Origin of the sequence: Pedobacter ginsengisoli (genome assembly GCF_002736205.1) — a bacterium.
Taxonomy (GTDB): domain Bacteria; phylum Bacteroidota; class Bacteroidia; order Sphingobacteriales; family Sphingobacteriaceae; genus Pedobacter; species Pedobacter ginsengisoli_A.
Genome location: NZ_CP024091.1, coordinates 2,494,978 through 2,515,801 on the forward strand (window position 1 = coordinate 2,494,978; position 20,824 = coordinate 2,515,801).

General features: G+C 39.0%; 15 protein-coding genes. 2 read left to right on the top strand and 13 right to left on the bottom strand.

What is annotated here, in order from left to right; all coding sequences use genetic code 11:
• From CPT03_RS10305 to CPT03_RS10330, 6 genes are all read right to left on the bottom strand, one after another.
• Positions 1 to 612, bottom strand: coding sequence for a hypothetical protein (locus tag CPT03_RS10305; protein ID WP_245870022.1), 612 nt, complete (start codon positions 610 to 612; stop codon positions 1 to 3).
• Between the two features lie 52 nt (positions 613 to 664).
• The gene (locus tag CPT03_RS10310; protein ID WP_099438776.1) at positions 665 to 2,572 is read right to left on the bottom strand and encodes a beta-N-acetylhexosaminidase; all 1,908 of its coding nucleotides are present in this window, start codon (positions 2,570 to 2,572) and stop codon (positions 665 to 667) included.
• 116 nt (positions 2,573 to 2,688) lie between these two features.
• Positions 2,689 to 3,651 (bottom strand): thioredoxin-disulfide reductase, encoded by a 963-nt coding sequence (gene trxB, locus CPT03_RS10315; protein ID WP_099438777.1) that lies wholly within the window; start codon positions 3,649 to 3,651, stop codon positions 2,689 to 2,691.
• Positions 3,652 to 3,757: 106 nt separating this feature from the next.
• Positions 3,758 to 5,386 (bottom strand): acyl-CoA carboxylase subunit beta, encoded by a 1,629-nt coding sequence (locus tag CPT03_RS10320; RefSeq protein WP_099438778.1) that lies wholly within the window; start codon positions 5,384 to 5,386, stop codon positions 3,758 to 3,760.
• Positions 5,387 to 5,605: 219 nt separating this feature from the next.
• Positions 5,606 to 6,862, bottom strand: coding sequence for a beta-ketoacyl-ACP synthase II (gene fabF / locus CPT03_RS10325; RefSeq protein ID WP_099441075.1), 1,257 nt, complete (start codon positions 6,860 to 6,862; stop codon positions 5,606 to 5,608).
• Between the two features lie 98 nt (positions 6,863 to 6,960).
• Complete coding sequence (locus tag CPT03_RS10330) at positions 6,961 to 8,298, bottom strand: MutS-related protein (RefSeq protein ID WP_099438779.1); 1,338 nt, start codon at positions 8,296 to 8,298, stop codon at positions 6,961 to 6,963.
• Positions 8,299 to 9,152: 854 nt separating this feature from the next.
• On the opposite strand from CPT03_RS10330, the gene CPT03_RS10335 reads away from it, so the two are divergent.
• Both CPT03_RS10335 and CPT03_RS10340 read left to right on the top strand, forming a co-directional pair.
• Positions 9,153 to 9,611, top strand: a complete 459-nt coding sequence (locus CPT03_RS10335) for a hypothetical protein (protein ID WP_099438780.1) — start codon at positions 9,153 to 9,155, stop codon at positions 9,609 to 9,611.
• A complete protein-coding gene (locus CPT03_RS10340) occupies positions 9,604 to 9,807 on the top strand; it encodes a colicin immunity domain-containing protein (protein ID WP_157766405.1) in 204 nt (67 codons plus the stop codon). Before CPT03_RS10335 ends, CPT03_RS10340 begins: the two co-directional genes overlap by 8 nt.
• Before the next feature lie 229 nt (positions 9,808 to 10,036).
• On the opposite strand, the gene CPT03_RS10345 is transcribed toward CPT03_RS10340, so the two are convergent.
• The 7 genes from CPT03_RS10345 to CPT03_RS10380 all read right to left on the bottom strand — a co-directional run bounded on the left by CPT03_RS10345 (position 10,037) and on the right by CPT03_RS10380 (position 20,815).
• A complete protein-coding gene (locus tag CPT03_RS10345) occupies positions 10,037 to 11,389 on the bottom strand; it encodes an alpha-L-fucosidase (protein ID WP_099438782.1) in 1,353 nt (450 codons plus the stop codon).
• A gap of 130 nt (positions 11,390 to 11,519) precedes the next feature.
• Positions 11,520 to 13,892: an ABC transporter permease gene (locus CPT03_RS10350; protein WP_099438783.1), complete on the bottom strand. Its 2,373-nt coding sequence runs from the start codon at positions 13,890 to 13,892 to the stop codon at positions 11,520 to 11,522.
• Positions 13,893 to 14,433: 541 nt separating this feature from the next.
• Positions 14,434 to 14,556, bottom strand: a complete 123-nt coding sequence (locus tag CPT03_RS23370) for a hypothetical protein (RefSeq protein WP_410522621.1) — start codon at positions 14,554 to 14,556, stop codon at positions 14,434 to 14,436.
• Between the two features lie 444 nt (positions 14,557 to 15,000).
• On the bottom strand, positions 15,001 to 16,104 hold the full coding sequence (locus CPT03_RS10365) for a glycoside hydrolase family 2 TIM barrel-domain containing protein (RefSeq protein ID WP_099438786.1): 1,104 nt from the start codon (positions 16,102 to 16,104) through the stop codon (positions 15,001 to 15,003).
• A 43-nt stretch (positions 16,105 to 16,147) separates the two neighbouring features.
• Positions 16,148 to 18,214, bottom strand: coding sequence for a family 43 glycosylhydrolase (locus CPT03_RS10370; protein WP_099438787.1), 2,067 nt, complete (start codon positions 18,212 to 18,214; stop codon positions 16,148 to 16,150).
• Positions 18,211 to 19,275 (bottom strand): family 43 glycosylhydrolase, encoded by a 1,065-nt coding sequence (locus tag CPT03_RS10375; protein WP_099438788.1) that lies wholly within the window; start codon positions 19,273 to 19,275, stop codon positions 18,211 to 18,213. The genes CPT03_RS10370 and CPT03_RS10375 overlap by 4 nt, the downstream gene beginning before the upstream one ends.
• A gap of 10 nt (positions 19,276 to 19,285) precedes the next feature.
• On the bottom strand, positions 19,286 to 20,815 hold the full coding sequence (locus CPT03_RS10380; protein WP_099438789.1) for a RagB/SusD family nutrient uptake outer membrane protein: 1,530 nt from the start codon (positions 20,813 to 20,815) through the stop codon (positions 19,286 to 19,288).
• Between the last annotated feature and the right edge of the window lie 9 nt (positions 20,816 to 20,824).

The following is a 20,824-nucleotide window of genomic DNA, read 5'->3' on the forward strand; positions in this document are numbered from 1 at the left end:
TTATTCCTTTACTTCTGATATAGAAAAGCTATTACCGCTAAGTCTGTATTGTAATGTTTTTAAACTGCCGTCTTTTTCGGTGCTGTCCTCTGAATTTACTATAGGATATGTGCGGAGCAGGTCGCCATTCTTAATCACAAACTTATCGTTACCCCCATAAGTCTTTTTTGCCCTGTCGCTTAAAGCCGGGAAAGTGATCTTATTAAAATTACCATCCGAATATTCAAAAACATTCAGATCATGAACATTCTTTTTGCTCAGTAACTCAATGTAAATCTCAGGGTTACCATCGTTATCCAAATCCATGTTCCAGGCATCGGTTATAATGCCATTACGTTCATTAGAAAAAGACTTATAGTTGCTTTTAAGCGAATCAGACATCAGTATCAGATAACCCCCAACACTATCAACCCCTTTACCCCAGCTAACTACCTCAAAATTAATACCCGGTCTAATATTAATATCCTTATAAAAAACAAACTGCCCTTTCTGCTTACCCGCAACAGGTTCACTCTGTTTTACAGCCGTATCTTTTTTAGAAGAATCTGCGCATGACGCTAATAAAAGCAGCCCCCCTGCTAATAGAAGGGGCTGCTTTATTAAGTATTTCATTAATTTCATCGTTTACCTTTTAACGTAAATACAGTTTATACAATGCAAACTACTATTTAGTTTTTACATCTGGAGCACCATTGTTTAAAATTGTCTCAGTAACAACGCTGCGTTTACCACTAGGAGCAATTACAATAGTTTTTAAAACACGTTTTTCGCCTTTAGGAACAAGCACCTTAAGAGGGCTCGTAACCTGGTTAGCAGTTTCAGACGGACGTGTAAGATCTAAAGTATAAAACACTTTTGAACCAGGAATTGGCGCTTTTAAGTCAAGGCTAAAATCTTCGCCATTTAATACTTTCTCATTAGATAATCCAAGCGGTGTTGGTACCCAATAGTTAGTATTTGTTTTATCTATACGGGCCAAATGTACAGGAAGACGCTCTTCAGAGAAATTTTTAAAATCCTTACGATCAAGTTTAGTCCAGGCAATTTCCGCTAACGAGAATATCCTTGGTAAAATCATATACTCAACTTTTTCAGGAGTTTCTATATATTCAGTCCACAAGTTTGCCTGCACACCTGCAATATGTTTTTGCTGATCTGGGGTCAATTCTTTTGGCATTGGGTCGTAAGCATAAGCTAAAGAATATGGTGCCAAACCACCAATATTGGTAGGCTCATCAACCGAATTAGATTGTTTATGGTCAAAATAAAGCCCAATTGGACCACCAGGAGTCATAATCACATCATGGTTTTGTTTTGCAGCAGCAATACCACCTTCGGTACCTCTCCACGACATAACAGTAGCATTAGGAGCTAAACCACCTTCCAAAATCTCGTCCCATCCAATAATAGAACGGCCTTTTGCATTAATATACTTTTCCATTCTCTGGATAAAATAGCTTTGCAGCTCGTGCTCATCCTTTAACCCAAGCTTTTTAATCAGGCTCTGGCAAAACTCACTTTCTTTCCAGTATTCTTTAGGGCTCTCATCGCCACCAATATGGATATACTTAGACGGGAAAATTGCAATTACCTCATCAATTACGTTTTCTAAAAATTTAAACGTATTGTCGCTAGGTACAAAAACATCATCAAATACACCCCATTGTTGCTGTACTTGTTTACCTTTTCTAGAACCAGACCAAGGTGTTTTTGCATCAACAAAAGTATCTCTGTCAGGGAAACAGCTCAGCTCAGGGTAAGCTGCAATAGCTGCCGAAGCATGACCCGGCATTTCAATTTCCGGAATTACATTAATATACCTGGCTGCAGCATAGGCAACAACTTCTTTAGCCTCTTGCTGAGTATAAAAGCCTTTGTACTCTTTGTTATCAGTCCCTACACCAGGGTGGTGGCCAATAATGGTACCGCTTCTGGTTGCACCAACAGTAGTTAATTTAGGGTATTTTTTAATCTCAATTCTCCATCCCTGATCTTCAGTTAAGTGCCAGTGAAAATTGTTCAATTTATATTGAGACATCAAGTCGATATACTTTTTAATAAAAGCTACCGGGAACATATGACGGCCAACATCAAGGTGCATACCTCTGTATTTAAAACGCGGATAATCGTTAATTTCAGCTGCGCTTATAGTTACCTCATTGTTTTTCTTTTCAGGCATCAACTGAATCATAGATTGAACAGCATAGAACAATCCTGCATCCTTACCCGTTACGGTGATTTTTTTATCAGTAATATCAATAGTATAACCTTCTGCAGGTAATTTATCAGCCCCTGCCGATGTCAATACAATTGCTCTTTCGTTAGCTTTTAAAGCTTTTGTTTCCCTTAGTGCAAATCCTGCTTTAGTAGTAATAGATGCATTTAGCAAATCTGCCATCTTCGCATTGGCTGCATCGGCAGACATCAATACAACTGTTTTATCCAGTTTAAAGGCCCCACTTTTCTTTTTTACTGAAACAGGTGCAGGAATAATGCCCATATTGGCATCCGTTTGTGCAAAAGCACTCACAGACATAAATGCCACAAGAGCAACTGATAATAATTTTTTCATGTGTTAGGTTAAATAATTTATTTAAATCAAGTCCCAAGATAAAAAATTATTAAAAAAGACAGGCAAAAAAAAGGCAGAATCACATGATTCTGCCCATTTTCTTATCAATATATCAATTATATTACTTCTTTTACCTCATGTTCTTTAGCAGCAAGATAACGCTCTGCATCTAAAGCAGCCATACAACCTGAACCGGCAGCAGTAATTGCCTGGCGATAGTAATGATCCTGAACATCTCCACTGGCAAAAACACCTTCAATATTAGTTTTTGAAGTTCCAGGGATAGTTTTTAAATAACCGGTTTCATCCATATCCAACCATCCTTTAAAAATATCGGTATTTGGTTTATGGCCAATAGCCACAAAGAAACCTTCAACAGGTAAATCAGTTTCTGCACCTGTTTGGTTGTTTGTTATTCTTACAGCCGTAACGTTTTTACCATTACCCAGAATTTCTTTAGTTTCAGAGTTATAGATCACTTCAATATTCGGAGTATTTAAAACCCTGTGCACCATAGCTTTCGAAGCCCTGAACTCATCTCTGCGTACAATCATATAAACTTTTTTACAAAGTTTAGCCAGGTAAGTCGCTTCCTCAGCAGCAGTATCGCCGGCACCAACAATAGCTACGTCCTGTCCTTTAAAGAAAAAGCCATCGCATACCGCACATGCCGATACACCAAAACCATTATATTGTTGTTCACTAGGTAAACCAAGCCATTTAGCTGTAGCACCAGTCGAAATAATTACAGTATCAGCTGTGATGGTTTTAATCTCATCAACAACTACTTTATGCGGCAGCGATGAAAAGTCTACAGAACTCACATATCCAAAACGGATATCAGTTCCAAAACGTTCAGCCTGCTTACGGAAATCTTCCATCATCTCAGGTCCCATTATACCACTCGGATAACCCGGGAAATTATCAACATCGGTAGTTTGTGTTAACTGACCACCAGGTTCCATACCGGTATACATAACCGGCTTAAGATCAGCACGGGCTGCATAAATTGCAGCAGTATATCCTGCCGGACCTGAACCTATAATTAAACATTGAACGTGTTCTATTTCTTCTGACATATATGTTTCTTTCTTATTAAAGTACAAAATTACGCTTTATCCCGCTATCCGTCAAACGTTAGTACCTCACAATGCCAACATTGTGATTTCTAAATTATAATTCACCTCAGGTCTGTATTACACCTACGTTAAACTGCTTTTTAACAGGCGATTGGTTCGCGGCCTCTATCCCCATAGAAATTACTTTCCTTGTGTCGGCCGGGTCTATAACCCCATCAACCCATAATCTTGCCGCAGCATAATAAGGAGTAGTCTGACTATCATATCTATCGGTAATTTCTTTTAATAATTCCCCTTCGTTTTCCTCTGTAATTGTTTCTCCCTTAGCCTTTAGTGATGCTTCCTGAATCTGCAGCAATACTTTTGCAGCCTGTGCGCCACCCATTACCGCTATCTTGGCACTTGGCCAGGCATAAATTAAACGCGGGTCGTATGCCTTGCCACACATCGCATAATTACCTGCACCATAAGAGTTGCCCACCACTATAGTAAACTTAGGTACAACAGAGTTTGCCACAGCATTTACCATTTTTGCACCATCTTTAATGATGCCGCCTTGTTCAGATCTGCTGCCTACCATAAAACCGGTAACATCCTGCAAAAACACCAGAGGGATTTTCTTCTGATTACAGTTCATGATAAAACGTGTTGCCTTATCAGCACTATCAGAATAAATTACCCCGCCAAACTGCATCTCTCCTTTTTTGGATTTCACAACTTTACGCTGATTGGCCACTATACCAACTGCCCAGCCATCAATGCGACCCAAACCACAAATAACACTCTGCCCATATAGTTGTTTATATTCTTCAAATTCAGAATTATCCACCAAACGGTGAATTATTTCGAGCATATCGTAAGGCTTTTCTCGGTTTTCTGGCAATATCCCGTAAATTTCTTCGGCATTTAGCTTAGGCAGAGCAGGCTTAACCCTGTCAAAACCAGCAACCTGAGGCGCGCCCAACATGCTCATAATGTTACGGATACTATCCAGACAAGCCTGATCATTAGGATGTTTATAATCGGTAACACCCGATATTTCGCAGTGAGTAGTAGCTCCACCCAGTGTTTCATTATTTACATCTTCGCCAATTGCCGATTTAACAAGATAAGACCCTGCTAAAAACACAGAACCTGTACCATCAACAATCATTGCTTCATCGCTCATAATTGGCAAATAGGCACCCCCTGCTACGCAGGAACCCATAATTGCAGCAATTTGTACAATTCCCTCGGCCGACATCATCGCGTTGTTTCTGAATATCCGGCCAAAATGCTCCTTATCCGGAAAAATCTCATCCTGCATAGGTAGATATACCCCTGCACTATCAACCAAATATATCACAGGCAAGCGATTTTCCATTGCAATTTCCTGTGCCCTTAAATTTTTCTTGGCAGTCATAGGAAACCAGGCACCCGCTTTTACAGTTGCATCATTCGCTACAATCATGCATTGCCTGCCTGATACGTAACCTATACCACAAATTACACCTGCCGACGGGCAGCCGCCATGCTCTGTATACATTTCATCGGCAGCAAAGGCACCAATCTCCAAAAGCTGGCTTTCTTTATCTATCAGGTAAGAGATCCGCTCTCTTGCCAATAGCTTACCCTTGTCTTTTTGTTTAGCTGCATTCTTGTCTCCCCCACCTTTATATATCTTTTTAAGACGTGTTTTTAAATCATAAACCGACTGCTTATTAACGTCTTCATTCTTATTGAATTCTATGTTCATACAGGCAAGTTAAATCTTTATTTTTAGGAGAACAAAAGTCCAATTCGGGCTTTGGTATAATGCGGTATTAAAATGTTTTGCTATGGTTAAATTATTTCCGTTTTTATTTATAGATCATTCCACCCCCTATTACCAGTTGGTGAAGACGCATCAACATAGAAATCCGACAAAAACAATATTATTAGCTACCTCAGCAGACCTTACGTAAAAAACAATTAATTATTTACCAGCCTCATACTTTTTAAACACAGAAGTTGCAGTATGGCCACCGAAACCAAATGTGTTATTCAGCACATAATTTACCGGCTGATGAATAGACTTGCCCAATACAATATTTAAGCCTTGTGGAATTTCAGGATCCAGATTTTGAGTATTGATAGTTCCCGGAATAATTCCATCACGGATAGCAAGTATACTAATTACACTTTCTATAGCACCGGCACCGCCAAGCAAATGACCCGTCATAGATTTGGTTGCACTAATTTTAACAGGCAAATCACCAAATATCTTTTTAATTCCGGCCAATTCACCAGAATCTCCTAAGCCGGTTGAAGTTGCGTGAGCATTGATATAATCAATTTTATCAGGAGTAATTCCTGCATCAGCAAGCGCTTTAGAAATACCTAACGATGCGCCCAAACCATCTGGCGGAGTACCTGTAAGGTGATAAGCATCGGCAGCCATACCGCCACCAACAATTTCAGCATAAATATGTGCACCTCTTTTTTGAGCATGCTCCAGTTCTTCTAAAATCAAAGCACCGGCACCCTCTCCTATAACAAAGCCATCCCTATCCACATCAAACGGACGGGAAGCAGTTGCAGGATCATCGTTTCTTTTTGATAAAGCGTGTGCAGAGTTAAACCCTCCAACAGAAGATTCGGTAATACCGGCTTCAGAGCCACCAGCTACCATAACCATTGCCTTACCCAAACGGATCGTATCAAAAGCGCTGATAATTGCTGTGTTAGAAGATGCGCAGGCCGAAACAGTAGCATAATTAGGCCCATGAAGTTTATGACGAATAGAAATTACCCCTGCGGCGATATCTACAATCATTTTCGGAATAAAATAAGGGCTAAATCTTGGCGTACCATCACCAAGGTGATATTCTTTCAATTGTTCCTCAAAAGTACCGATACCACCATTTCCAGATGCCCAGATCACCCCTACTTCATAGCGTTCATTCTCAGGCATTGCTGTAAAATCTAATCCAGAATCTTTAATAGCCTGATCGCTGGCTGCAATTGCATACTGAGTATACAAATCATATTTCTTAATTTCCTTTTTTTCAATATATGCTTCAGCATCAAAGTTTTTCACTTCAGCAGCAAAATTGGTTTTGAATTTTGAAGTATCGAATTTTGTAATTTTAGCAGCGCCACTTTTTCCGGCTACTATATTGTCCCAAAATTCTTTTACTGTATTTCCCACTGGGGTTACAGCACCCAAACCCGTTACTACTACTCTTTTCATATTATTCTTTTTTATTTTTAGCGGTGCAGAGGCAATAGCCACTTCACACTTATCTGCAAAATTACCATAAATACTTAAATCTGATAAGCATTTATTTATCACAATACATTGTTGCCGTTCAATATTTCCATTATCCCCTCATTTTCAATTATCCACATGCCCATACGTTCATCAGTAATGCCGGCTTTTAACTGATGGGTAAACACCGGTTTTCCTTCTATTATTTTGGTTTCCAAAAACCGGAAATTGATATTATTATTTTCATTAAGCTCTTTTGCCACCTCAACAATATGTGTTGAAATAATAAAAAAGCTCTTTCTGATCTTACTAAATGCCGTTATAATTGAAAGCGAAGCATCATAAGCATCCTTTACATTCGTTCCCCTAAACAGCTCATCAAATATAACCACCATATTTTTAGATGCGGTTACTTTTTGCGCAACCTCTTTTACCCTTAATACCTCATTGTAAAAGTGACTATAGCCCTGATTTAAATTATCTGACAGATTTATAGTTGTAATAAGGCCATCAAAAACACTGGTTTCCATACTTTTAGCGGGCACAGGAAACCCTAAATGTGCCAGATATATTGCTATTGCGATAGATTTAAGCAAGGTCGATTTCCCCGCCATATTTACCCCGGTAATGAAACAGACATTTTTATCAGTGTTGAAATCAATGTCGTTTGCTATAGGCTCTTTAACAAAAAGATGAAAGACACCCTTAATTACAATTGATTTGTTTGCTGAAGCATTAAACACAGGAAACGACAAATTGTAAGTCCTTGCAGATTTTGCAACAGATAAAAAGGCATCCAAAGAATAACAAAATTCCAGTAGCTCCTTAAATTCTGTGGCTTCTGAATTTCTGATTATAAAATCATATTTCTCTAAATCAAAAAGTTTGAAAGTAGCAGGTCTTAATTGATTATGATGTTTAACAGCAGGTTGTCGCTCTATTATTCCATTAACCTTAATATTTAGTTTCTTTAAAAATTCCGGCGCATTATCCAGATCAAGTTCAAAGCAAAAATCAAATAGTAAATGAATCAGTTTTAATACTTCCTGTGCCCCGCGTTGCTTTAAATATTGCTGTTGATTATTCTTAAAGAAGAACTTTGAAGTAGCCCCTATAATATCTAAACCTACCGGTTGATCTGGCTTATCATTTTGCCTCAAATAAAACTCAACGAAATCAAGAGATTCTTTATTAAATGCTATCGCCTTGTTAAACTTTAGCAGATATTGAATGAGATCTTTTCTTTCTTCAATAATCTGAATATCAGATTGAGGGTAATTAAAAAAGCTCCTTAACTGCTCTTTCCCTCCTATTGTTGAGGTAAAATCAAAAAAAGAGAAAATGCACCTTCCACTTGCCGCACTTTCAAATATCTCCAAATCACTTAAAGTCTGACTGTCTATATCAAATGGAATCATCTAAAAATATATTGATTTTTCATCAATAAACTTACAATAATTTATCTGTTGATCATTTATCCTTCCGGCAACTAGACGAAGCACAACCAAACCAGAAGCAGACACAGGCTACACTACACATTAATAGAGAAATTCTGTAAATAGACTCCTTGTCTCTTCAAAATTCTGAAAATTAACTCAAAATACTACATTTGATTACAAAAATAAATTATTAAGAAATATTTGGTTCTTTAACTTTATCTATATAGATTAGTCAAAACAAAAAAGATATGTAAAAGCTAAATATTATATTTTTGCCAAATCTTCAAAATATTTGAAGCATTTAGCACTTAAGAACTTTGTCCAACAAAAACTGGTAATTTTAAACCGACAAAGGAATAAGTGAAAGGTGCTCACGTGTAAGAGCGTGGGCTCGCTTATTTCGTCGGTGTGGGTATACCAGTACCTTGTTGGACGGATGTAGTGAGTACCGCGCTTTTCGCGTAAATAAAATATAAAAAACCCAACTACCTCCATCAAAGTTCCATATAATATCAGCCATGATTATTAAAATATGGAGGTACTCATAACAATTCTTTACGCACTAATCCTTTGCCCGCCAGACTGAGCAAGCTTACGGCTTTCTTATAGCTTGGTATGACCTGCGTCGACACAGCGAGCAGACAACTTCGAGGCTGCTTCGGAAAAAAGCACCTGTTTTCCGAAGCAATCTCCTCTCAGTCCTTAATCTGCCTAGATTCTGCCGAACACAAGGTCCTAATCAGCACCCATTTAATAACGAACAAAATCATCGCAATGGCCACGCTTTGCCCAAAAATCATCTATATAAAGTAATCGCCAAATTATAACCACACATGAAAACAACCAAACCAACATTTGTAATGGCTACCATATGTTTAAACTTTAGTTATGCTCAACTCAAAGAAAAATCGCCTGCAGAAAACCAATTACAGCTATTTCAATATGGTTTCTCTGGTTTTAACTCCGGCTACAAGCCGGGCTTCAGGATTAAAAAAGAAGTAGCCAATAGAGGCAAAACCATCACCGTTCGTAATTACACTGTTCAGCAGCTCTTTGCCATAGCATATGGCACCGGGACTCCCATAAACCATGAGCAGGTTATTATTGATGTGGCAGAGCCTAAAAAACTACAGCAGATCAGGTGCTATAAACTATTTGTACCCCAACAGCAAATAGATAACTTTTACACCATTATGCAGCAAAACCTGCATATGGAATTTCCTGATTATAACATAACTATTGAGCAGAAAGGAAACGAGAACTATATGATCATAAAAGATGCAGATGATTAAGGTATTAGACAAAATCCATTTGCAGAAATACCTGCACCTACTCTCATTATTATGTTCAGCAAAAATTGAAGTTGCAGAGTTTGAAGAGCTATTTATGCAAATTAAAGCCGATGATGAATATTGGCGATCAGGAATGTTTGATCAGAAAATTGCAGAAGTTTTAGATGCATTATTTCTTGACATCAGAGATTACTAATTGGATTATTTGTATGACCGCAACGATTTTGTAAATGTTAACCTGATCAGTTCTAATGAAGGGGAAGTGAAAAACAAAGCAGAACAGGCTTTAAGCAAATTAAAGGAAAGTTTTAACACTTACTAAGGTGTGCGCCATTATTAGGCAAGATCTTAACCATTTAATCTTGATACTAAAAAACATAAAAATTTATTGTCTCACAGCTATTTCTGTGAGACAATAAATCATATTATTTCAAACTCAGCTCAATAACCGGAATTTGAAAATTGGGTTTTTGGATTGGTAATTTCAAGACTAGACTACCAGAAGTCGATTTGTCTTTATCAACTAAGAGTTCTGAATTATCATGTAAAAACTGGGCATAAATTACATCGTCGCCATATCCATCCAGCACTATTTTACCATCTTTAGGATACTCAAAAAGATGAACGTACAGTTTTTTGCCGGTTTTGTTGTAGGTAAGCTGGGTTCCCGGTGTAGGTTTATATTTATCAGGCGCGAAAGTGCATCCGTAAATTGAACTAGAATTGGCATGCATCCAAATCCCAAGACTATCGAGCGCAGTATTTGCCCTGTTGTCAAATTCGCCTTTGGCTGTTGGCCCAACGTTCAACAATAAATTACCGCCATTGGCTACTGATGTAATTAATAAATTCAACAATTGCTTATTGGTTTTCCAGGTATTTTCATCTCTGTAATAACCCCATGAGCCTGAAAAAGTCTGACATGTTTCCCAGGTTTTGCCTTTAAATTTGGCTAAAGCATCAGTACTAACCTGTTCTGGTGTTTCAAAATCTGCACCGTCTGCATAATCATCTAAATCCAGTCTGTTATCTACAATTATACCAGGCTGTAGTTTTCTAATTTGCTTTAACAAGTCAACAGATGCCCAGTCGTCTTTGCCTTTGCCATGCTTGCCCGGATATGAAAAATCAAGCCACAGTATATCAATTTTTCCATACTTAGTTAAAATCTCGTTAACCTGATTGCTTAAATATTTACGGTAATTAGCCATATTTCTACCTTTATTTAATGCCAGATACTGATTTTCGTCGTTGTTGGCAGGTTTTAAAGGATGGTATGCGTCCACTGTAAAATCTGGGTGGTGCCAATCTATTAGTGAGTAATAGAACCCTATTTTTAAGCCTTCTGCTCTAAAAGCATCAACAAATTCTTTTACTAAATCCCTTTTTGCCAAAGTATTGGTTGCCTTGTAATCGGTAAATTTACTATCAAACAATGTAAATCCTTCGTGGTGTTTAGTGGTTAATACAACATATTTCATTCCCGCAGCTTTCGCTTTTTTTGCCCATAGTTTAGGATTAAACTGAGTAGGATTAAATTGATCGAAATATTTCTGGTAACCTTCGTTAGTGATGTGTTCATTACTTTTTACCCACTCGTGGCGAGCAGGCAAAGCGTACAAGCCCCAATGGATAAACATACCAAACCTGGCATCTTTCCACCATTCCATTCTTTTGGCTTTTTGCTCATCGGTTTCATTTCCAATCTTCTTTTGAGCCTGTACGGCCGAGGTGGACAGCAAGATTAGCATCAAGCCCCACAATAGTTTTCTATTCATGTTTTACCTGGTTTATTCAGTTATATAAATAACAAATTTAGAAGATAAACAGTAGCAAAAATAAATCATATTGGCAATCAATTAAGCTTTTCTGGAAGTAATGCTTTAATGATCAAAAGTAAATCCCCTATTATTCATATTTCAGCGCATGAGCAGGATTGGCCTTTGCAGCCTTGTACGCCTGAAAACTGACCGTCAGAAATGCAATGACTGTAGTACCTGCTATTGCTATCAATATCACCGCAATTGATATACTTGTCCGGAGTTCAAAATTAGTGAGCCATTTGGTCATCAGGTAATAAGCCAAAGGCACGCCAATACAAGCAGCTGCAAATACCATTTTCAGGAACGAAACAGACAGCAAGCTCATGATATTGCCTACTGACGCACCCAATACACGGCGCACACCAAATTCCTTTGTACGCTGTTCTGCACTGTAAGCCACCAGGCCATAAAGCCCCATGCAGGAAATAAATATAGCGATGCCGCCAAACAGGTTGGCCAGTATGCCCAGTATCTTTTCAGACTGCAGTTTTTGGGCGTACAGCTGATCCATAAACTTAATGTCGACCGGATAAGCCGGATTCAGTCTTTTTGCAACAGCTGAGATCAGTTCCACATTCCGGCTCAAACTGTTGGCCGGATTTAAACGCAAGTGGATCCTATAACCCGCGTTTCTGTTGAAGTTGATGACAAGTGGTTTTTGAGCCTGATAAGGCGAATCCCAGATGAAATCTTTGAACACCCCTATTACATGCAAATCATTGCCATTAAGTTTCACCTTTGTGCCCACCGGGTTTTGCAGGTTCATTACTTTTACCGCTGAGCTACTGAGCAGAACCCCTTCAGTATCAGAGGCAAAGTCTTTAGAAAAATCACGCCCTGCAATTAGCTTCACGCCACTGGTCTTCACAAAACCATAAGTGGTTTCTAAACGGTTAAAAACAATATCCTGTCCTCCCTGAGGCCTGTTGGGCCATTCAAAACCCGAAAACCAGTTACTTACGCTTGAAAGACTACCGGCTGCCTGGCTTACGGCGGTAACGGCTCCTGCTTTTAAAACTTCTGTTTTGAAGACTTCAAATTTGCCCGAGAGTTCGCCTTCCTGCGGCAATTCTGCCAACAGATTTGCATCGAAGCCAATCGGCCTGTTTTTAATGAAGTCGATCTGTTTGTAGATCACCAGGGTAGCGATGATCAGCATAATGGCGAAGCAAAACTGCCCCACAACCAATACCTGCCTCAAATTCACGGGGACTGCCTTTGCCCTTGCGGCCTTTCTTTTTAAAGTTTGGACAGGGTTAAAAGCAGAGAGGAACAGCGAGGGGTATAGACCTGACAACAAACCAGTTAGTATTATCACGCCAGAAATGACCAGCCAACACAAGATATTACCATAGTCTATAGTGAGTTCTATACCCAACAAATTATTGAACATAGGCAAAGTAAGTTCTACAGTGGCTATGGCCAGTAATACACTTCCTAATGTTAGCACCATCGCTTCGGTAAGGAACTGTATTATTACCGAAGCCCTTGTGGCACCAATGGTCTTTTTGATACCCACTTCCTTTGCCCTGCGTTCGGATTTGGCAGTTGCCATATTCATAAAATTGATGCAGGCAATAAACAAGATACCAAAGGCCAGGCCAATGAACAGGTAGATTTTCTCTATGTCACCCCCAGCACTTTTTCCGTTAACGAATTTGCTATATAGGTGCGTTTTAGCGAATGGAAATATGAAATTCTCTGCTTTGGTGTTCTGGCTTCTCTCATTAAACAGGCCTTTGATCTTGCTGTTAATCAAATCAACTTTTGAGGGGTCGTTTACTTTTACCATCACAGGCCAGCTAAAGTCGCCCCAATTCCAATTTCTTGCACCATCGTATATCTGTTCCAGGAAAGACCAGGGCAAGATATAATCGAACTTAATGGAAGTATTAGCCGGAAAGTCTTTGATCACACCTGTGATCGTCAGGTCTCTACTGTTGTCCCATTTTATGCTTTTGTTCAGCACGTTAACCCCACCAAACAAAAGCTTTGCGGTCTGTTCCGTGATGACAACAGAATTGGGTACATCAAGCGCTGTAGCGGGATTACCAGCTATAAATTCATAATTAAATATTTTAAGTATTTCAGGATCTGCACACATTGCAGCCTTTTTGAAGCTTGTTCTGCCATTGGCAATGAGCGTATTGCCACCTTTCACGATGCGTGCTACCACATCCACTTCTGGAATGCGACTTTTAATGGCGCTGTGGATGCCATTCCCAGGCTCAGTACCCGTACTGGTGATTTTTCCTGATGCATCCTGAAAATTGATCATTACCTGATAAACCTTGTCGGCGTCTTTGAATTGCCTGTCAAAATTCCATTCATAGTTCACATACAATAGCAATAAAAGGCAGGATGCCAATCCTATTGCCAAACCAGTAATATTAATCACAGAAGAAGTACTATTTCTCCAGAGGTTTCGCAAAGCGATTTTTAAATTGAGTCTGAACATCGTGGCAGTGGTTGATCGGTTAAAGGTAAGATTGAACTGCAATTCGCTAAGTTAGTGCCAAGATCGGTAAATGCTTTAAATTGCTGCTACAACTTGCTTTCTGTGGAAACTGATGAGGAAACCGTCCATTATTGAACATCGGCCGTACGCTGCCGTACACCTGACATGTGATTCTGCTACTTTTTTTTGAATCCGTTTTGGAAGGTTCAGCTCCTTCGTACCTGGTTCCAATTTGGTTCGCTGCATATTCGACTCTGGTCGAACGAGGGCCGTACAAGGCCCTATCAAGATCGCTGCAAGAGACGACTATATTATAGGCCGAAAAGCATTTTCTTTCCAAATCTGATAACAAACCAGATCCAATTTAATTTTTTTAATAATTAAATATATAAGAAATTTAAATGTGGTTTTGCCTTCTATGCGGTTTACAGCAGCTATTAACAGATTATGCGCAATAAGACACTTTATGCTCTTTTTATGAATTTAAAATGATAAGATTAGCAGGTTATTAACTATACCTATCACTAACCAAAGTCATGTATTACTTGAAGTGACTTGGATTGATATATTTCAATGCAGAGATTTTTAGGAAATCTTTATCATTATCACCAATTAGGACCAGATCATTTATAATTGCTGTCGCTGCAATGAATGCATCTGGCAATTTAACATTGCTTTCTTTTCGAATTCTAATTGTTTCTGAAATAATTTGATTATCAATCCCATAAACAAAAGAACTAGATATCTATTAAATATCTCTTTGCCATTCGTTGCGCAAGTCGTTTATTTGTTTATCGATTGCCTCATTGGACATCTTCGTCTTGATCTTTCCACGCAATGATGATAGTTTGGTTTGATTTTTTATTACACGAATGATATTAAGGTCTTCTAGATCTTGCAAGAGTCTTAAAGCCTTTTCATTAGTAATTTCTATCGCTAATGTGGTCATAAAACAAATTTACATGATTAATTCTAAAAAAACTTATCGCTATATAAAACAACAAGTAAGTGAACTAATCATCTATCAACAATTCTAAATTAATTGCTTAGTAAAATCAAAAAGGGTGAAGGGGTTGTCCCTTCACCCTTTTTGATGCGGTTTTTAATCTTACTGCTTTCCGGTAAGCATTTTTATAGAATCAATTTCTGCTTTTTTATAAGGGCTTCCGTCTTTTCTAAAGATATCATGAAACCATAGTTTAGGTTCTTTACCATCAGGCATTGGGGTATCCCAGGCATACATGGTGTTGGTTTTTCCTGCAACTAAGCCCCAGTTATAAGCGCCAATATTTTCCTTTTTAAGAATAGGCATTATGTTACTGAATAAACTGTTTCTTGATCTGGCCATATATTCAGTACAGATAAGCGGGCGTTTAGAAACACTTCTAAGTGTATCAATCCATTTTTCATGGTCTTTAACATCGCCATAATTATGGTAAGTGGTTACATCTGAATTTTGAATCTGGTAATCTGAAAGTTCTTTAAGGCTAAGTTTCCAAACACCTACAGAAAGCGGCTGACTAGGATTAACTGTACGGCCCCATTCAAATACTTTTTTTAGCAAATCCATACTCTTGTTGCCATAGTCTGAATTTCCTGGTTCGTTATAAAGATCCCAAAGTACAATGCGTTTATCGTCTTTAAAGGTGGTTAAAATGTCTTTAACATAAACTTCAAGCGTATCTACAAGGGTCGAATCCTGATAATATAGATCTCCCGGGTCCCTTACCCAACCAGAATTATGAATACCAAGCTTTGGTTCAGGTTGTTTTCCTGTTTTATAAGTTGGGTTCCAGCAATCATCAAATAACACAAATAAGGTCGAAATATGATGTTTATCAGCGATATCAAGATACTCCTTTACTCTTCCTTTAAAGCCTTCTTTATCTTGTTGCCAGGCGGCATGGTGCAGGTAAACACGCATTGAATTCATTCCAATTCCTTCGGCATAACCAAGTTCTTTGTCGATAGTTGTTGGGTCAAAAGTTTCCTTTTGCCACATTTCTAATTGATTAATTGCAGTGCTTGGTATAAAATCACTACCTCTTAACCAGCCCCATTGCTCATACCATTTGTTGGCCTTTTCTACTGGCCATATTTCTCTTGGCTTTTGGTCTGTTTGTGATGTTTGATCGGCTGGTTTTTGCACGCAGGACTGAAACGTGAGTCCAAACAAGCATAACGCCAAATAATAGGTTCTTAGGTTTCTCATTTTAAATAGTTCTAGTTATAATTTAGTGATTTATTCATTTGTATTATTTGGCATCAGTACCAGTAAAAATAAGTTTAAAAGTCGAATCATCAGCTTCCAGTATGTCAGCTTCGCTGCCGTTTTTACTGGCAAACTTTACATCAATTATTCCGGTTAAGCGTGGTGCTACTTTGGTATCAGAATTATGGGTGTGCATTACGTACTTGTAATTCCCTGCTTTGTCTGTAAATAAATCGCCATGCCCTGTTCCGTTGTATTTTAGCTTTTGGCGACTTATGATTGGGCTGCCTTCATATTTTTTCCACGGGCCTGTTGGCGATGTTGAAGTGGCGTAACCCACTGCGTAATCTTTATTGCGAAAGTCGTTTGCAGAATAGATCAGGTAATAAAGGTTTTTATGTTTTATTACTGTTGGCCCTTCGGTAACCGGCCAACCTGTTTTCTCGGTATTTTCCCAGGGCAGTAAACCACTTATACATTCTTTGGCGGTTTCCTGCATTACATCAGAAAGGTCAGCTTTCATTTCAGAAACAAAAATTCTGTTACCCTCCTGAAGCTTTACATGGTACAAATACGTTTTACCATCAGTATCAAAAAAGATAAAAGGATCTATTTGTTTACCAATACCCGATAATGGCTTTATCTGCTCTTGCTTAAAGGGGCCTAACGGGCTATCGCTTTTTGCTATAGCAATCTGTTCATCAGCCGTGTAGGCCATATAGTAGGCGTTATTGCGCTTAAAAACCTGCGGTGCCCAAAAGCCTTTAGTACCAAAAGCTTCGCCTTTTACAAGCGCCAAACCATTGTTTTTGCCTACAGGGCCTTTCCAATTCTTTAAATCTGATGATTCGTATACTTCAAACCCTTTGTCGCTGCTGGTGCCATACAGGTAGTATTTACCATTGTCTGGAAATATTGTTGGATCGGCAAGTGCTATAGGTTCTTGCACCAAACGTCCTTTTATCATCCAGATTTCTGAGTGATTAGAATATGCATTTGTGCTTGTTACTGCAACTATGGTATTGTCGTTTAGTACAGTTACACTACTCCACAGGCATGATTTATCGGCAGGGATAATGAAGGGTGTAGATTTTTTGCTAAAATTACGGGCCTGCTCATCGCCAACAACTACCTTCATATCTGCAAACTCCATTTTATTGGTTCGGCCTTCTGTACCTTGATAAGAAAGTATGGTTTGGCCGGTTTTTAATTGCCTTAAATAAGGTGCGCCTGCATAAATATTATCGGCAATTTTATCGGCCATGGCATAGCTTCTGTTGGCACTGCCTGCATCTACTGTGTTTGCCCAGTTTTCTGTTAAAGAATTTCTGATGATGTAAGGTTTAAAAGCATCAAAACCGTTGTCTTCTATAGCAAATACTACCTCTTTTCCGTTACTAAGCAATAAGGGTACTGGCATACCATCGCGTTTTCCTGCTCTGTAACTTACAATTTCACGATTTTTTGTCCATGTTAAACCGTTATCGCTTGACCGCAGCATAGAGATATTCTGCTCATCGGAATTGAGATAATCACCTTCGTTAGCAAAAAACAATTGGATTTCTCCACTAGGCAATTGTACGGCTGATGGCTCCCAACATCCATTTTTAAATTCGTATCCTGCTTCATAAAGTAATTTCTCGTCTTTCCATGTTAGTCCGCCATCATAACTTTTCTTGGTACGGATGCCGAATTTTCTTGAAGGCGAAATATCATATGGCCTCGGATTATAACAAGCCAGCAGGGAATGATCTTTTAATTCTAATATATCGGGAACGGACATATTTGTTCCATCGGCACGCCGGGCAACTGAAACCGGTGCCGACCAGGTGGCTCCCAGATCGGAACTTTTAACACTCACAATATTTCCATCGGCTTCGTATATGGCTATGAGCGTTTGATCTTGCAATTGAATCATCCTTGCGTATCCACAATATTTTTCGCCTGCGGCAGATGAGGAAACCTTTTTAAGGGTGCTGTAATCCCATACCACATGGCTATTTACAGGTGGTTTTTGAGGCACAATAACCGTTTCATTTTTTTTACTACAGCCTAATGCCAGTAATGCACAGAACTGCACTGCAGCACAGATTTGAATAGCTAATCTCATTCGCCTGATGGTTTAAGGATTGGTGTATTGATTTTTACAGGTTCACCAAAGTTTGGTGTTCCATCGGCATTCCAGGTAAACTTTTGCATCCTCGGACTACGGTCGTTAGAGCATGCTAATCCTGCTCTGGGATTAGCATGATAAAGAATCCAGTCTTCCGTTCCATCTGGCGACTTAAAAAAGCTATTATGGCCAGGGCCAAAAGCTCCGTTTTCTGGTTTTTTAGTAAACACTGGTTTATCTGTTTTAGTCCAATCTGCCGGTTTCAGCGGATCTCCGTTATCTTTTAAACTGATCATACCCAAAGAGTAATCATCCGTCCAACAACCGCTGGCCGAAAAGATCAGAAAGGTTTTCCCGTTCTTGTTTGTTAAAATTTCGGGGCCTTCATTTACATGGGGCGAGCCTATCTTTTCCCAATCGTATGTAGGAGTAGATATCTCTACCCGCGGGGTAGCCATTTTCCATGGTTCATCTGCTAACTGCGCGATATATAAACGCTGGGTGTTATCAGTAGCTGAAATATGTCCGCTCCAAATGATGTAATTTTTATCATCTCTGGTGAAAACAGTAGCATCAATAGCAAAGAAATCTGCATTGTTATCTTTAATCTGTCCCTTTACAACCCAGCTGCCTTTTGTAGGGTCAGCATTGCTGTTTTCGAGTACAAACATGCGCTGGGTAGATAAATCGCCAGATGATCCGGCGGTATAATAAATATACCATTTATTGTTCAGAAAATGCAGCTCCGGTGCCCAGATGTTTCTGGAATCGGCACCCGATGCGGGTGCCTTGTAAGCCACAGTAACCTCTGCCCTGCTTAACTGAGAAAGCGCTTTTGTTTTAAGGATAGAAACCTGGCTGCCCTGCGTGTTCATGTAATAGTAATACCCATCTTTTCGGATAACCCATGGATCTGGCCCGCTATTTAACAAGGGATTTGTAAATGTGGTTATAGCAGGCGCAGGCTTGTCTTTATCTGGTTCAGACTTTTTCTGGCTTTTGCTACAACCAACTATGGTTTGCAGTAGCAGAATAATGGTTACACTTCTTAAAAACATAGCTTCTGAATTAATAATTAGGGTTTTGAGAAAGATTAGTATTATTGTCTACCTCAACCTGCGGTAATGGCAAGCGGATATGTTTTCCTACAACAAAGTTTTTAAAATCAGGGTCGCGTAAGGCAACTTTATCTACATTAGCTTTATTATCAAGATCGCCCCATCGTTTTAAATCTGCCCATCTAACGCTTTCGCCACAAAGCTCCAGGCTTCTTTCAACTTTAAGCCTTTCTCTGAACAAATCTTTATTGGTACCAATTGCAGGATAAGCGGTAGCCAAAGCAGCCATATTTGCCCTTGTGCGCACACGGTTTACATATTGGTAAGCATCGGCTGTTTGCCCAAGCTCGTTTAATGCTTCTGCGTACATCAGTAAAACATCGGCAAAGCGAATCACCCTGTTGTTTACCTGATTAAAATAATCTTCATTATTTCTCATATAGTCACGCGAGTATTTTTTGAACCAGGCTTCATCAGTCCCCCACTCCCAACTTCTGCCATAAGTCTTATCGCCAAAATCAGCTTCAAGACCCGGATAGAATAATGTATATCTTAACCTTGGGTCAATTTTATTATCAATGGTTTTCTCTTTTTTAAACTCATTAACCAACCAAAATCTGGCTTGTCCATCTGACCATCCTATGCTCCTTGGTGCAAAAAACTGGGATCGGTTACTTCCCATATTAGAGCTGGGACCATCACCCTCTCCAGATTTATTGGCATCAGAAAACTGAATTTCAAAAACAGATTCTTTGTTGTTCTCGTTTTCTGCCCTGAAGTTATCTTTATAATCAACAAGATCATAATAATTTTTACCGGCACCGGTAACCAGATAATCTAAAGCAGTTTTGGCATCACCCCATTTATGCTGCTGCAATAAAGCCCGACCCAGCATAGCTTGGGCTGCTCCCTTTGTAGCACGACCAATTTCAGCTCCAGTCCATTGTTCCGGCAAATCGGCACTTGCTTCAGTTAGATCTTTTTCAACCTGTGCCCAAACCTGAGTTAAAGAGCTTTGCTCAGGTAAATCAGTTGGTTTTTGAAGTGTAGTTACAATAGGAAAGTTCTCCCATAGTATAGCGGCATAGTAATAGTAAAATCCTCTAAGGAATTTTGCCTGGGCAAGTATTTCCGTTTTCTTTTTGGCATCTGCAAAAGGAATTTCCGGAACATAAGTAAGCACCTGATTGCATCTGAAGATTGCCTTATAAGTATCTCTGTAAGTATTTACATTCCCTTCCCAGAAATTGTAATTGATGTATTGGAATCTGGTCCAATCGCCAAGCTCAGTCCAGGGGCTATTGCTCCATCCTTCATCAGAAGTTAAATCGAGTCTGAAATAGATCCATCTGTTCCAACCTCCGTTTTGATAAAACATTGCATATGCTGCATTTATACCCTTTTGGGCATCACTTTCGGTTTTCCAGAATTGGTCAACTGTAAGTGTATTGGGGCTATCCTGATCTAACAGCGACTTTTTACAGGAAGATATCAGGATTATTGCACCTACTATTAATATTTTTGAAATTATATTTTTCATCTTGTTTTT

Excerpts from the sequence above, each read along its gene's own strand:
- trxB (WP_099438777.1), bottom strand. The coding sequence starts at position 3,651 with ATGTCAGAAGAAATAGAACACGTTCAATGTTTAATTATAGGTTCAGGT.
- CPT03_RS10305 (WP_245870022.1), bottom strand. The coding sequence starts at position 612 with ATGAAATACTTAATAAAGCAGCCCCTTCTATTAGCAGGGGGGCTGCTT.
- CPT03_RS10370 (WP_099438787.1), bottom strand. The coding sequence starts at position 18,214 with ATGAGATTAGCTATTCAAATCTGTGCTGCAGTGCAGTTCTGTGCATTA.
- fabF (WP_099441075.1), bottom strand. The coding sequence starts at position 6,862 with ATGAAAAGAGTAGTAGTAACGGGTTTGGGTGCTGTAACCCCAGTGGGA.
- CPT03_RS10340 (WP_157766405.1), top strand. The coding sequence starts at position 9,604 with ATGATTAAGGTATTAGACAAAATCCATTTGCAGAAATACCTGCACCTA.
- CPT03_RS10375 (WP_099438788.1), bottom strand. The coding sequence starts at position 19,275 with ATGTTTTTAAGAAGTGTAACCATTATTCTGCTACTGCAAACCATAGTT.
- CPT03_RS10330 (WP_099438779.1), bottom strand. The coding sequence starts at position 8,298 with ATGATTCCATTTGATATAGACAGTCAGACTTTAAGTGATTTGGAGATA.
- CPT03_RS10365 (WP_099438786.1), bottom strand. The coding sequence starts at position 16,104 with ATGAGAAACCTAAGAACCTATTATTTGGCGTTATGCTTGTTTGGACTC.
- CPT03_RS10350 (WP_099438783.1), bottom strand. The coding sequence starts at position 13,892 with ATGTTCAGACTCAATTTAAAAATCGCTTTGCGAAACCTCTGGAGAAAT.
- CPT03_RS10380 (WP_099438789.1), bottom strand. The coding sequence starts at position 20,815 with ATGAAAAATATAATTTCAAAAATATTAATAGTAGGTGCAATAATCCTG.
- CPT03_RS10320 (WP_099438778.1), bottom strand. The coding sequence starts at position 5,386 with ATGAACATAGAATTCAATAAGAATGAAGACGTTAATAAGCAGTCGGTT.
- CPT03_RS10345 (WP_099438782.1), bottom strand. The coding sequence starts at position 11,389 with ATGAATAGAAAACTATTGTGGGGCTTGATGCTAATCTTGCTGTCCACC.
- CPT03_RS10335 (WP_099438780.1), top strand. The coding sequence starts at position 9,153 with ATGAAAACAACCAAACCAACATTTGTAATGGCTACCATATGTTTAAAC.
- CPT03_RS10310 (WP_099438776.1), bottom strand. The coding sequence starts at position 2,572 with ATGAAAAAATTATTATCAGTTGCTCTTGTGGCATTTATGTCTGTGAGT.